This window comes from Amycolatopsis sp. 195334CR (assembly GCF_017309385.1).
Taxonomy (GTDB): domain Bacteria; phylum Actinomycetota; class Actinomycetes; order Mycobacteriales; family Pseudonocardiaceae; genus Amycolatopsis.
In genome coordinates this window covers 410,147-422,744 of record NZ_JAFJMJ010000002.1, presented here as the reverse complement: position 1 = coordinate 422,744, position 12,598 = coordinate 410,147, and the positions used below count along the sequence as shown (strand labels likewise).

12 protein-coding genes are annotated in these 12,598 nt (G+C 72.0%); 10 read left to right on the top strand and 2 right to left on the bottom strand.

Translation table 11 applies throughout. The features are described 5' to 3' along the window. Nucleotides 1-13 precede the first annotated feature (13 nt). Nucleotides 14-619, top strand: a complete 606-nt coding sequence (locus tag JYK18_RS24765; RefSeq protein ID WP_206805346.1) for a TIGR03086 family metal-binding protein — start codon at nt 14-16, stop codon at nt 617-619. A gap of 670 nt (nt 620-1,289) precedes the next feature. Here the strand turns inward: JYK18_RS24765 and JYK18_RS24760 are convergent. Continuing rightward, nucleotides 1,290-2,726 carry a hypothetical protein gene (locus JYK18_RS24760; RefSeq protein WP_206805344.1) on the bottom strand — a complete coding sequence of 479 codons (1,437 nt, stop codon included), beginning with the start codon at nt 2,724-2,726 and terminating at the stop codon, nt 1,290-1,292. Between the two features lie 85 nt (nt 2,727-2,811). Between JYK18_RS24760 and JYK18_RS24755 the strand changes: the two genes are divergently transcribed. Beyond that, nucleotides 2,812-3,828, top strand: a complete 1,017-nt coding sequence (locus tag JYK18_RS24755) for a HAMP domain-containing sensor histidine kinase (protein ID WP_206805342.1) — start codon at nt 2,812-2,814, stop codon at nt 3,826-3,828. Next, nucleotides 3,825-4,490: a response regulator transcription factor gene (locus tag JYK18_RS24750; protein ID WP_206805340.1), complete on the top strand. Its 666-nt coding sequence runs from the start codon at nt 3,825-3,827 to the stop codon at nt 4,488-4,490. Before JYK18_RS24755 ends, JYK18_RS24750 begins: the two co-directional genes overlap by 4 nt. Here the strand turns inward: JYK18_RS24750 and JYK18_RS24745 are convergent. Next, nucleotides 4,474-5,811 (bottom strand): MFS transporter, encoded by a 1,338-nt coding sequence (locus tag JYK18_RS24745; RefSeq protein ID WP_307796042.1) that lies wholly within the window; start codon nt 5,809-5,811, stop codon nt 4,474-4,476. The genes JYK18_RS24750 and JYK18_RS24745 overlap by 17 nt on opposite strands. A gap of 97 nt (nt 5,812-5,908) precedes the next feature. Between JYK18_RS24745 and JYK18_RS24740 the strand changes: the two genes are divergently transcribed. The 7 genes from JYK18_RS24740 to JYK18_RS24710 are packed head-to-tail and all read left to right on the top strand — an operon-like array spanning nt 5,909 to nt 12,564. Then, a complete protein-coding gene (locus JYK18_RS24740) occupies nt 5,909-6,394 on the top strand; it encodes a MarR family winged helix-turn-helix transcriptional regulator (RefSeq protein WP_206805338.1) in 486 nt (161 codons plus the stop codon). A 59-nt stretch (nt 6,395-6,453) separates the two neighbouring features. Continuing rightward, on the top strand, nt 6,454-7,395 hold the full coding sequence (locus tag JYK18_RS24735; RefSeq protein WP_206805327.1) for a hydroxymethylglutaryl-CoA lyase: 942 nt from the start codon (nt 6,454-6,456) through the stop codon (nt 7,393-7,395). Beyond that, nucleotides 7,392-8,108, top strand: coding sequence for an enoyl-CoA hydratase/isomerase family protein (locus tag JYK18_RS24730; RefSeq protein ID WP_206805325.1), 717 nt, complete (start codon nt 7,392-7,394; stop codon nt 8,106-8,108). Before JYK18_RS24735 ends, JYK18_RS24730 begins: the two co-directional genes overlap by 4 nt. After that, on the top strand, nt 8,105-9,283 hold the full coding sequence (locus JYK18_RS24725) for a CaiB/BaiF CoA-transferase family protein (RefSeq protein WP_206805323.1): 1,179 nt from the start codon (nt 8,105-8,107) through the stop codon (nt 9,281-9,283). Before JYK18_RS24730 ends, JYK18_RS24725 begins: the two co-directional genes overlap by 4 nt. A gap of 1 nt (nt 9,284) precedes the next feature. Then, nucleotides 9,285-10,034, top strand: coding sequence for an enoyl-CoA hydratase/isomerase family protein (locus JYK18_RS24720; protein WP_206805321.1), 750 nt, complete (start codon nt 9,285-9,287; stop codon nt 10,032-10,034). After that, complete coding sequence (locus tag JYK18_RS24715) at nt 10,031-11,605, top strand: AMP-binding protein (RefSeq protein ID WP_242582050.1); 1,575 nt, start codon at nt 10,031-10,033, stop codon at nt 11,603-11,605. The genes JYK18_RS24720 and JYK18_RS24715 overlap by 4 nt, the downstream gene beginning before the upstream one ends. Next, nucleotides 11,602-12,564, top strand: a complete 963-nt coding sequence (locus JYK18_RS24710) for a nitronate monooxygenase family protein (RefSeq protein ID WP_206805319.1) — start codon at nt 11,602-11,604, stop codon at nt 12,562-12,564. The genes JYK18_RS24715 and JYK18_RS24710 overlap by 4 nt, the downstream gene beginning before the upstream one ends. Nucleotides 12,565-12,598: the final 34 nt, after the last annotated feature.

Sequence of the window (12,598 nt, the reverse complement as noted above, 5' to 3'; positions counted from 1 at the left end):
AGATGATGTGCGAATGCCTATCAATGAGCTCCGCATCCTCGACGCCCTCGCCACCCGGGCCAGCCTCGACCTCGTCGCCCGCGTCGAACCCGCCGACCTGGCCAAGCCGACCCCCTGCGAGGCCTGGACCCTGCACGGCCTCCTCGCGCACATGACCACCCAGCACCTCGGCTTCGCCGCCGCGGCGGGCGGCGACGGCGACCCGGACCGCTGGAAGCTGGTCGCCCTCGGCGACGATCCCGTGGCCACCTACCGCGATTCGGTGAACCGGGTGCTGAACGCCTTCGCCGCCAACGACATCGCCGACCGCAAGTTCCCGTTGCCCGAGTTCACCACCGAGTTCACCTTCACCGCCGAACAGGCGATCGGCTTCCACTTCGTCGACTACGTGGTGCACTCGTGGGACGTCGCCCGCACGCTCGGCCTGCCGCTCACCTTCCAGAAGGAGGTGCTCGACGCCGCGCTGAAGATCGCCGAGAGCGTCCCGGACGGACAGTCCAGGCTGGCACCCGGTTCGGCCTTCGGTCCCGCCGTCGATGCCGAAGGACTGTCCGGTTTGGACCGGATCGTGGCGCTGCTCGGCCGCTCGCCCGGCTGGCCGCCCGCTCACCGCGCGTGACCGGCGGTGGCACGGGGTCACCTTCCCGTGCCACTCCGGACACGTCCGGCTAGACCTCCCCGCCGCCCCTGCCGAGCCCCGTTCCCGCGAACTACGTTCGAACCGACGGACACCAAAGTCCAAGGAGGACAAGGAATGTCTACGTTCGCGGACAGCTCTGCCGGTGGACTGGACCGGCGGGGTTTCCTCACCGTCGCGGCCGCCGCGACCGGGGCGGCGACGCTCGGCCTGCTCGGCACCCCGGCCGCACGGGCCACCAGCCAGACCGGCCTGCCCCCGATCGGCGCCGAGATCCCGTGCAGCATGTACGCGGTGAACACGCCGCTGCGGATCCGGTCCTCGCTGCTGAGCGTGGACTTCCGGGGCGGGATCAAGGTCAGGGTCGACATCAATCCCGATGACCCGGACAAGTCGGTCCGGCTGCGGGTGGTCGGTTTCCGGGCGACCGCCGACTTCGATCAGCGTCAGGACGGCGGCACGATCACCATCGAACAGAACGACGTCGACGTGGACCCGAAGAGCCTGCTGACGCTGACGCAGCGGTACCCGCCCCGCTACGAGAACGTCATGGTGCTCAGTTTCACGATGACCGTCGACCAGCCCGACGGCGCCCGGACCCGCGAACCGCTCGTGCTGACCACGAAGGACCCGGCGGTGCTCGTCGGCAAGCTCACCCAGTTCCCGCCGAGGGGTGACCTGTACCGGCTGCAGAACCCGGTCGACCTGGTGCTGCCGGACGATCCGGATACCGCGATCGCCACCATCCAGAGGTTCCCGGTGAAGGTCGGCGGACTGTAGCGAGGGCGGCGAAGGCGCACGTGACGGCCAGCCCAGCCCAGCCGGGCAGCGGGAAGTAGCCCACCGCGGGGGAATAGTCCGCCAGTACCTGCGGGTACTCCTCGGCGGTCTGCACCACAGCGAACCCGGCGGCGGGCGTGACGCGCAGCAGCCAGTCGCCCGCTTCGGCGGGCAGCACCAGCGCCAGGACGTACGGCACCACCGTCACCGCGGCCGTGAGCAGCCAGGACCGGAGTGCGTGCGCCAGCACCGCGATCGCGCCCACCAGCAGCGCGACGCCGACGATCACCCCGACCCAGGTGAACGCGTCGACCGGGAGCACGGAGCCACCGGCGATCCCGGTGGCCACCACCCCCGCGGGCAACGCCAGCCCAGCGGCGAGCGAACCGGCGAGAAACCCCGTCGCACCAACAACAACGCGCCGCCCTCGATGCCGGGCGGCCACCACGGCCACGACCAGGACCAGCACGGGCAGCCCGAGCAGCAGCGCGCGTTCGAGCGGAGCTCCGCCGATCGTGCCGACCGGGCCGATGTCCCCGGAACCGGTCACGGTCAGCACGCCGTTTTCCGCGACGAGCCCGGCTGCCCGGTGCAGGCGTTCCCAGTCGGTGGTCCCGCTCTCCCCCACCGTGCTCCCGATCCAGTCCGCCTCGGCCGCACCGGACACGGTGACCTGGTCGAAGGAAGCACTGGCCTGGGTGAACCGGATCTGCGCCCCGGCCGAACCGAGCGTCAGGTCACCCGGCGAGGTGACGAAGAGTCCTACTTGGACGGTGGCGGGCAGGCCGGCCAGCACGGCGGTGCCGATCGGTGTCCAGCCGCGGCCGTCGGCCGACTCGTAGCCGGTGATCGTGTCACCGGACCGGGTCAGCCGCAGCCAGCTCGCCCCGGTGGCACTGCCCGCGACGTCGTGGACGTAGTCGTGCTGCATCCGCACGCCGTGGTCGCCGGTGAACATCACCGCCGCGTAGGACGACCCCGGGTCGAGCCCGTCCTTCACCATCAGCCCCGCTTTCGCCCACGGCACCAGGCCCTCGACGATCCGGGTGTGCTCGGGTGGTGGATAGGTGATCACCCCGGACATCGAGGCGAGATGGGCGACCACCTCGCCTTCGGTCCCGAGTGGACGGTGGGCGAAGGTGAACCGGTCGCTGACCGCCCGCCCGTCCGGCCCCACCGGATCCCGGGGGCAGGCGACCTCGACCGCGCCCACACTGCAGGTCGATCGGGCGGCCACCGCCGGGAGCACGCCCAGCAACACGGTCAGCAGTACGCCGCCGAGCAGCGCGAAGAGTTGTTTTGCTTGCACGGCTCCGGTCTACGGAACCGGCCCTAACACCGGCCGAACCCCGGTTGTCACGCCGCTGTTAGGTCCCGCGCGGCATGCTGAGCCCATGGGCACGATCCGGTTGCGCTTCACCATCCTGTACGCCTCGCTGTTCCTCGTCTCCGGTGTCGGCTTGCTGGTGCTGACCAACCTGTTCACCGCCACCGCCCCGGCGAACTTCCCCGAACAGCTGGAAGTCGTGCGGGCGCGACAGCTGCTGGCGGGCTCGCTGATCGCGCTCGGGGTGATGGTGGTGGTGTCGGTGCTGCTGGGCCGGTACGTCGCCGGGCGGGTGCTGCGCCCCCTGCGCACCATCACCGCCGCGACCCGGCGCATCACCGCCGAGAACCTGCACGAACGCCTCGCCGTGCCCGGACCGGCCGACGAGGTCAAGCACCTCGCCGACACCATCGACGACCTGCTGGAGCGCCTGGAGGCCGCGTTCGCCGCCCAACGCCGGTTCGTCGCGAACGCCTCGCACGAGCTGCGCACCCCGCTGGCGACCCTGCGCGCCTCGCTGGACGTCGCCGCGGCGAAGCCGGAACCGCGGCTCGACGACCAGCTGGCCGAGCGTTTCCGCACCGAACTCGACCAGGTCGACCACCTGCTGGAGGGGCTGCTGGTCCTGGCTCGTGCCCAGCACGGCGCTTTCGCCGACCAGGCCGAAGTCTCGTGGCGCGAGCTGGTCACGGAGGGACTGCGAGCCCGCGAAGAAGCGCTCGCGGCCAAGGACCTCACGGTCGAGCGGGACCTGGTGGACGCCCGCGTCCAGGGCAGTCCGGCGCTGCTGTCCCGGCTGGTGGCGAACGTGCTCGACAATGCGATCGTGCACAACGAACGCGGCGGCTGGATCCGGGTGACCACCGGCGAGGCCGGGCTGGTGGTGGAGACCGGCGGCGCGGTGCTCGACCAGGCGGAGGTGGACCGGCTCCCCGACCCGTTCCGGCGGCTCGCCGCCGATCGGACCACTTCGGACGGTGGCAGCGGGCTGGGCCTGTCCATCGTCGCGGCGATCGCGGAGGCCCACGGGCGCGGGCTCCGCCTGGAAGCCCGTCCCGGCGGCGGCTTGCGGGTGGCGGTATGAGGGTGCTGGTGGTCGAGGACGCGCGAGCGCTCGCCGACGTGATCGCCGAGGGACTCCGGGACCAGGGCATGGCCGTCGACCTGGCCTACGACGGCCACACCGCGGCGGCCAAGCTCGACCTCCACCCGTACGAGGTGGTGGTGCTGGACCGCGACCTGCCCGGCATTCACGGCGACGTGCTCTGCGGCATGATCACCGACCGGGACGACCGCGCGATGGTGCTGATGCTGACCGCCGCGGGCGCCCCCGGCGACCGGGTCAGCGGCCTCACCCTCGGCGCGGACGACTACCTCGCCAAACCCTTCCACTTCCCCGAACTGGTGCTGCGGATCCAGGCACTGGCCCGCCGCCGCCCGGCCGCCCGCGCCAGGATCCTGCGCGCCGCGGGCATCGAACTCGACCCGATCCGGCGCACCGCCACCCGCGACGGCCGCCCGCTCGACCTCTCGGTCAAGGAGTTCGCCCTGCTCACCGCGCTGCTCCAGGCCGGGTCCGCCTGGAGCAGCACCGAGGACCTGCTGGACCGGGTCTGGGACGAGCACACCAACCCGTTCACCAACACGGTCACCGTGACCATCGGGCGGCTGCGGCGGAAGCTCGGCGACCCGCCGGTGATCACCACGCTGCCCGGGGCCGGCTACCGGCTCACCGATCCTCCTTGAGATCGGCCGCCTTCACCCCGGTCAGCAGCAGGACCACGGCGAGCAGCACGATGCCGGCGCTGATCTGCAGACCGAGCGACAGGCTGCCGGTGGCCGACTGGATGAAGCCGAGCAGTGACGGCGACGCGGCCGCGGCGAAGGAACCCATCGAGGTGACCACCGCGATGCCGGTGGCCGCGGCCCGGTCGCTCAGGTAGATCGACGGGATCGAGTAGAACACCGTCAGCCCGGAGTAGTGGGCCGCCGCCATGATGGCCAGCAGCAGGATCACCACCACCACGTTGCCGCCGGAGACCGACAGCGCGAGCATCGCGAACGCGGCCACGATCCAGCTGGTCGCCGCGTGCCAGCGGCGTTCCAGCGTCCGGTCCGAGTGCCGCCCGACCACCAGCATCACCACGATGCCCAGCAGCGGCGGGATGGCCGAGAACAGCCCCAGGTTCAGCACGTCGCCGACCCCGGCGTCGGCGATGATCCGCGGTGTCCAGTAGGAAACCGCGTTCGCCAGCGTGTAGGCACCGCACGCGCACAGGCCGAGGATCCACACTTTGGTGTCGCGCAGGGCGAGCAGCAGCCCGCCGTGTGCCTCACCCTCGGCCACGTCGCCCTTGCGGCGCCGGTCGGCCTCCAGATCGGCGCGCACGGCGGCCTTCTGCGCGGGCGTGAGCCACTTCGCCTGCTCCGGCTCGTCGGCGAGAAAGAAGAGCACCAGCACGGCGAGCAGGATCGGCGGCACGCCTTCGAGCAGGAACAGCCACTGCCAGTCGGCCAGTCCGGCCACCCCGCCGAAGGTGTGCATGATCCAGCCGGACACCAGCGAGCCGAGCACCCCCGAGACCGGCACGCCGATGAAGAAGACCGCGGTCATCCGGGTGCGGCGGGCCGACGGGAACCACCGCGAGAGCAGGTAGAGCGCACCGGGGAAGAAGCCGGCCTCGGTCACGCCGAGCAGGAACCTGGCCAGGTAGAAGGTGAATTCGTCCCGCACGAACATGGTCGCGACGGTCACCAGGCCCCACGAGGCCATGATGCGGACGAGCGTCTTGCGCGCGCCGATCCGCGCCAGCAGCGCGTTGCTCGGCACCTCGAACAGGATGAACCCGACGAAGAACAGGGTCACGCCGAGGCCGTAGACCGCGGGCCCGAAACCGAGGTCGCGCTTGAGGCCCTGCTGCGCGATGCCGATGTTCGTGCGGTCGATGAAGCTGACCACGTAGCAGATCACCAGCAGCGGCATCACGCGCAGCGCGATGGTCCGGTAGGTCGCCGGGCGGTCGACGCCGGCCTCCGGCCGTCCGGTGGCGATGGGGGGTTCGGCCACGACAGCGACTCCTTTGTCCGGCGGGCGGTGACCGGGCCAGTGTCGACCTCGGTGTTGTGTTTGTCAACAGACGCGGCCGGTCCGATACCATCTGCCCATGAGTGAACGCGCGGACGGGCGTGACCCGGTACAGATCGCCGGACTGCTGTCCTACCGGCTGTCCCGCGCCTCGGCGGCGATGTCGCGCAGCGCGGCGTTGCACTACAAGCGCGAGTTCGACGTCAGCCTCGGCGAATGGCGCGCCCTCGCGCTCATCGCGGCCGATCCGACGCTCACCCTGAACCGGCTCGCCCGCCGCGCCGGACTGGACAAAGCGCAGATGAGTCGCGTGGTCAGCCGCCTGACCGAGCGCGGCCTGGTGAACCGGACGGCGGCTTCGGGGCGCCGGTCGCAGCTCGCGCTGACCGAGGCGGGCACGCGCGTCTACCGCGGCCTGATCACCGCGGCGAACGAACGCGACGCGGCGTTCCTGGGGGCGTTGACCGCCGAAGAGGCGGCCGCCCTGCACCAGGCACTGGCCAAGCTGACCGACGTCGCACTGACCATGGAAGAACGTGAGCGAGCTCGCTCAACCGAGGCCTAGTGTTGACTTCATCAACATAGGAGCGTAATTCTGGAGTCACCGAAGAGGAGGTGGCTCGCTTGCCCGGCTCGACGACCGACGCCGTCACGATCTGCGAGTGCTTCGCCCGTGACGGGCTCCAGCACGAACCGGTGCCCCTGCCGACCGGAACCAAGATCGCGCTGCTGAACTCCTTCGCGGACACCGGTTTCCGGCGGATCGAGGCGACCAGCTACAGCCATCCCGCGCGGGTGCCCGGTTTCTCCGACGCCGCCGAGGTGCTCGCGGGCATCGACCGCCGCGAAGGCGTGGCGTTCAAGGCGACCTGCCCGAACCCGCGGGCGGTGTCCCGCGCGCTCGCCGACCTCGACGCCGGGCACGGCGCGGAGGAACTCAGCCTGCTGGTGTCGGCCACCGAGAGCCACACCGAACGCAACCTGCGCACCGATCGCGCCGGCCAGTGGGCCCGCGTGACCGAGATGGCCGGCCTCGCCGGTGGGCGGTTCCGGCTGATCGGCGTGGTTTCGGTGGCCTTCGGCTGCCCGTTCGAAGGAAGGGTCGACCCGGGCCGGGTCGCCGAGGACGTGGCGCGGTTCGCCGATCTCGGCGCGTCGATGGTCACCTTGGGCGACACCACCGGCGTGGCCACGCCCGGCGCGGTCCGCGCGATGTTCACCCGGCTCGGCCGCGAACTCCCCGGCCTGCCGGTGATCGCGCACTTCCACAACACCCGCGGCACCGGTATCGCGAACGCGGTCGCCGCGCTGGACGCCGGGTGCCGCCACTTCGACACCGCGTTCGGCGGTGTCGGCGGGCACCCGTCGACGATCAGCTACGGCGCCGGGCTCACCGGCAACGTCTGCACCGAGGACCTGGTCAGCCTGTTCGAGGCGATGGGCGTGGACACCGGGCTCGACCTCGACCGGCTGGCCGCGGCTTCGGCCGCCTGCGAACGCGCGCTGGGCCGCCCGCTGCACAGCATGGTGGCGCGCGCCGGCTTCAACCCCCAGGAGACCCCGTGAGCGTGCTGTTGACCGAGGACCACGGCTCCGTCCGCGTCCTCGTGCTGAACCGGCCGGACAAGCTGAACGCACTGGACACCGCACTGACCCGCGCGCTCAGCGAGGCGCTGGCCGCGGCCGAGCGCGAAGCACGCGCGGTGGTGCTGACCGGCAGCGGGCGCGGCTTCTGCGCGGGCGCCGACCTCGGCGAGTTCTCCTCGCTCACCCCGGATCAGCCCGACGCGGTGCTCGAACGCGCCGCGCTGACCGCCCGGCTCCAGACGCAGATGCAGGGCATGTCGATCCCGGTGGTCGCCGCGGTGCGCGGGGCGGCCGTCGGCGGCGGTGCCGGGCTCGCGATCGGGGCGGACATGACCGTCGCGGGCACGGACCTGAAGTTCGGTTATCCCGAGCTGAAGCACTCGATCGTGCCCGCGCTGGTGATGACCGGGCTGGTGCGGCACCTCGGCCGCAAGCTCGCGTTCGAACTGGTGAGCACCGGCCGCCTGCTCACCGCGGCCGAAGCCGCCGAGCACGGGCTGGTCAACCGCGTGGTCGAACCCGGCGAGGTGGTGGAGGCGGCGCTGGAGATCGCGCGGCGGTGGGCCGAGGTCGAGCCGCGGGCGATCGCCGCCGCGAAGGACCTGTTCTACCGGGTGGCGGACCTGCCGACCGACGCCGCGATGCGTGCCGGGCAGGACGTCAACGCGCTGATGCGGGGGTTCCGCCGATGACCGGCCCGCTCGACGGCATCACCGTGCTGGACTTCTCGCGGGTGCTCGCCGCCCCGCTGGCCACCCAGATCCTGGCCGAACTCGGCGCCACGGTGGTCAAGGTGGAGCGGCCGGGCAGCGGTGACGAGACCCGCGGTTTCGAACCCCGCCTGCCGCACGGGGAAAGCGCGTACTTCTTCGCGTTCAACCGGGGCAAGCGCTCGGTCACACTGGACCTGAAGGATCCGCGCGGGCAGGCCGTCGCCCGGCGGCTAGCGGCCCGTGCCGACGTGGTCGTGGAGAACTTCCTGCCCGGCGCGCTGGACCGGCTCGGGCTCGGTTACGCCCAGCTCTCGCGGGAGAACCCGGACCTGGTGTACGTGTCGGCGACCGGCTTCGGCCAGACCGGGCCGGATCGCACGCGCAAGGGGTACGACACGGTGTTCCAGGCGCTGTCCGGGGTGATGGCGATGACCGGGGAACCCGCCGGGCCGCCGTCGAAGACCGGGGTGCCGGTGGCGGACCTGACCTCGGGGCTCTGGGTGACCATCGCCGTGCTCGCCGGACTGGCCGGTCGCCGGGGCCGTCATCTCGATGTGTCCATGATGGACGTCCAGCTCAGCCTGCACGCGCTGAACGCGGCCCGGTTGTTCGCGCTGGACGAGGATCCGGCGCGCACCGGCACCGAACACCCCGGGCGCGTGCCGTCGGCGGCGTTCCAGGCCGGTGACGGGGAATGGCTGCACATCAGCGGAAGCGACCAGCACTGGCGGCCGCTGTGCGAAGTGCTCGGCCTCGATTCACTGGCCGCGGATCCGTTGCTGGGCACCAATTCCGGCCGAGTGGAACACCGCGACCGGGTGATGAAGGCGCTGCGTGGCGCGATCGCCCAGCACGATCGGGACGCGCTGGTGAAGGAACTGCGCGCGGCCGACGTGCCGGTCGGCGCGGTGCGTTCGGTGCGCGAGGCGCTGGCCGATCCACACGCGGTCGCGCGCGGGGTCGTCGGCGAGTTCGACCACCCGACCGAGGGGCGTTTCCCGGCACTGCGCACGCCACTGCGCGAGACTGCCGGTGAGCCACCTGCCACCGGTGTGCCGCCGCTGCTCGGTGCCGACACCGACGACGTGCTGGCGGACCTGGCCGGGCTCGCGGCGGACGAGATCGAGGGCCTGCGGGCCGCGGGGGTGATCTGAGATGGCTGACCGGGTCCGGCTCGGGGTCACCGACGGCATCGCGCACGTCGAGCTGACCCGGCCCGGCGCACGCAACGCGGTCGACCTGCCGATGTGCACAGAGCTGCGGGCGGCGTTCGACGAGATCGACGCCGACGAGAACGTCCGGGTGGTGGTGCTGAGCGGCCGCGGTCCGGTGTTCTGCGCGGGTGCCGACCTCAAGGAGCGCACCGGCAAGGACGCGGCCTGGGTGCGCCGGCGCCGGGTGGCCTCGTTCGCCGCCTACGCCGCGATCGAGCAGTGCCGCCGTCCGGTGGTCGCGCTGGTGCAGGGCGCGGTGGTCGGGTCCGGCGGGGAGATCACCCTGGCCGCCGACTTCGCCATCGCCGCCGAAGGCACCGTTTTCCGCTTCCCCGAACCGCACTGGGGCACGGTCGGCGCGACACAGCGGCTGCAGCGCGCGATCGGCAAGCGCAAGGCCAAGGAACTGCTGTTCACCAATCGCCCGCTCGACGCCGAAGACGCGCTGCGGCTGGGGATCGTCACGCAGGTGGTCGCACCGGACGCGCTGGCCTCGACCGGCGCGGAAACCGCGCGGGAGATCGCCAAGGCGCCACCGCTGGCCATCGCGCTGACCAAGCGCGCGGTGGATCTCGGCGGGGAAACCGATCTGGACCGCGGCATCCGGATCGAGATGTCCGCGATCGAGCAGTGCCTCGCCGACGGCGGCTGGCGTGACGGTGTCGCCCGGTTCAACGGAGAAAGCGAATGATCGACCTGCGCACCGCCTGCCCGCTCACCACGCACGAAGCGCTGGCGCGCGCGGCCTTGCTCGCGCCCGACGTCGAAGCCGTGGTGACGGCCGACGAGCGGATCACCTACGGCGAACTGGCCGCGGCCGTCGACCGCATCCGCGACGCGCTCGTGGCCGCCGGGATCGGCCGCGGCGACCGGATCGGGCTGTGCCTGGGCAACGGGCCGGACTGGGTGGCGCTGTTCCTCGCCATCGGTTCGGTCGGCGCGATCACCGTGCCGGTCAACACCCGGTTCACCGCCGACGAGGTGCACTACACGCTCTCGCACGCCGAGGTCACCACGCTGTTCACCGCCGACCGGGTGCTCAGCTCCGATTTCGCCGGGATGCTCGGGGACCTGGACCTGCCCGCGTTGAAGTCGATCGTCATGCTCGGCGCGGACGTGCCCGCGTATGCGACTTCGTGGTCCGCGTTCCTGGAAGCGGGCGCGGGCCGGAAGACCGAACCCACCGCCGTCGCCGACGATCTGCTGCTGGTGCAGTACACCTCCGGCACGACCGCGCGGCCCAAGGGCGTGTTGCTGACGCATCGGAGCATGTGCGCGGACGCGTTCTTCTCCGGGACGCGGATGGGGTTGCGGCCCGGCGACCGGTTCCACTCGGCGCGGCCGTTCTTCCACGTCGCGGGCAGCACGCTGTCCGTGCTGGCGTCGGTCCAGCACGCCACCACGCTGGTCACCATGCCCAAGTTCGAACCGGCCGAGGCGCTGCGGCTGCTGGCGGACGAGCGCTGCACGCACTTCTCCGGCAACGACACCATCGCGCTGTTGCTGCTCAACCACCCCGACCGGCCGCGCTTGTGCTTGCGCGGTGCCTGGGTGGCCGCCTCCCCGACGGTGATCCGGCGGGTCATCGACGAACTCGGGGCACGGGAATGTGTTGCCGGGTACGGACTTTCCGAGGCGTCACCGAACGTGGCGCAGTCGGCGTGGTGGGAGCCGGAGGAGGTCCGGGCGTCCGGGGCGATGGCGATCGAACCGGGGGTGGAGGTCCGCATCCGCGACTTCGACGACCGCCGCGACTGCGGGCCGGGTGAACCGGGCTCGATCCTGGTGCGCGGGTGGAACGTGATGCGGGGTTATCTCGGCGATCCGGTCAAGACGGCTGCGACGATCGACGCCGACGGCTGGTTGTCCACAGGGGACATCGGTTCGCTGGACGAGTCGGGCAGGCTGCACTTTTCCGGGCGCACCAAGGACATCATCCGCGTCGGCGGGGAGAACGTGGCGCCCGCGGACATCGAGGACGTGCTGCACCGGCATCCGCTGGTGCGGCAGGCGGCGGTGGTCGGGGTGCCGGACGACCGGCTGCTCGAAGTGCCGTTCGCCTTCGTGGTGCTCAGCGATCCGGGGCTCACCCCGGAGGAACTGCTCGCGTGGGCGCGGGCGCGGATGGCCGGCTTCAAGGTGCCGCGGCACCTGCGCGTGGTCGACGGCTTCGAAGGCATCGGCATGACGGCCAGCTCGAAGGTGCAGAAGAACCGGCTGGCCGAGCACGCGCGGGCCCTGCTCGGCGAGGTGTTGTCGTGATCAGCACCGCGGTGACCCGGTTGCTCGGCATCGAGCTGCCGATCGTGCAGGCGGGCATGTCGTGGGCGTCGTCCAGTTCGGCGCTGCCGCTCGCGGTCAGCGGCGCCGGTGGGCTCGGGGTGGTCGCGGCGGGGCCGATGCGCCTGCCGGACCTGGCCCGCACGCTCGACGAGGTGGCGGCGGGCACCGACCGGCCGTGGGCGGTGAACCTCCCGCTGTACCGGGCGGACGCGGACGCGGTGATCGAGCTGCTGCTCGACCGGCGTCCGCCGGTGCTGATCGCTTCGCAGGGCGGGCCGCGGCGGTACCTGGAGCGGTTCCACGCGGTGGGCACGCGGTGCCTGCACGTGGTCGCCGGGACCGAGCACGCCAGGAAGGCGGCCGCGGCCGGGGTCGACGCGCTGGTGGTGGTCGGTGCGGAGGCCGGTGGGCACCCGCCGCCCGCGATGGTCACCACGCAGGTGCTGGTCCGGGCCGTGGTGCGGGCGGTGCCGGAGGTGCCGGTGCTCGCGTCCGGCGGGATCGCCGACGGTGCCGGGCTGGCCGCGATGCTCGCGCTGGGCGCCGGGGGCGCGCAGTTCGGCACGCGCTTCCTGGCCAGCGAGGAAGCTTCGGTGCACCCCGGCTACAAGGCGGCCGTGCTCGGCGCGGGTGTCGACGGCACGCGGACGGTCGGGCGCGGACTCGGCGTGATCCGGTCGGTGGCCAACGAGTTCACCGCGCGAATGCTCGACCTGGAGGACAGCGGCGCCGAGGAAGCACTGCGGCGCAAGACCTTCCAGGCGTCCTCGCTGAAGGACGCGGCGCTGCACGGTGATGTCGCCGAGGGCAAGGTCGAGGCGGGGCAGTCGGCGGGGCTGATCGACTCGGTGCTGCCCGCGGCCGAGATCGTCGCGCGCATCGTCGAGGAGTACCGCGCGGCCCGCGCCGCCCTGCCCCCGGTCTCGGCGGAAAATTAGAACACGTTCTTGCGTCAGCGGCGGCGGGGGCGGA

Excerpts from the sequence above, each read along its gene's own strand:
- JYK18_RS24765 (WP_206805346.1), top strand. The coding sequence starts at position 14 with ATGCCTATCAATGAGCTCCGCATCCTCGACGCCCTCGCCACCCGGGCC.
- JYK18_RS24755 (WP_206805342.1), top strand. The coding sequence starts at position 2,812 with ATGGGCACGATCCGGTTGCGCTTCACCATCCTGTACGCCTCGCTGTTC.
- JYK18_RS24750 (WP_206805340.1), top strand. The coding sequence starts at position 3,825 with ATGAGGGTGCTGGTGGTCGAGGACGCGCGAGCGCTCGCCGACGTGATC.
- JYK18_RS24740 (WP_206805338.1), top strand. The coding sequence starts at position 5,909 with ATGAGTGAACGCGCGGACGGGCGTGACCCGGTACAGATCGCCGGACTG.
- JYK18_RS24725 (WP_206805323.1), top strand. The coding sequence starts at position 8,105 with ATGACCGGCCCGCTCGACGGCATCACCGTGCTGGACTTCTCGCGGGTG.
- JYK18_RS24720 (WP_206805321.1), top strand. The coding sequence starts at position 9,285 with ATGGCTGACCGGGTCCGGCTCGGGGTCACCGACGGCATCGCGCACGTC.
- JYK18_RS24715 (WP_242582050.1), top strand. The coding sequence starts at position 10,031 with ATGATCGACCTGCGCACCGCCTGCCCGCTCACCACGCACGAAGCGCTG.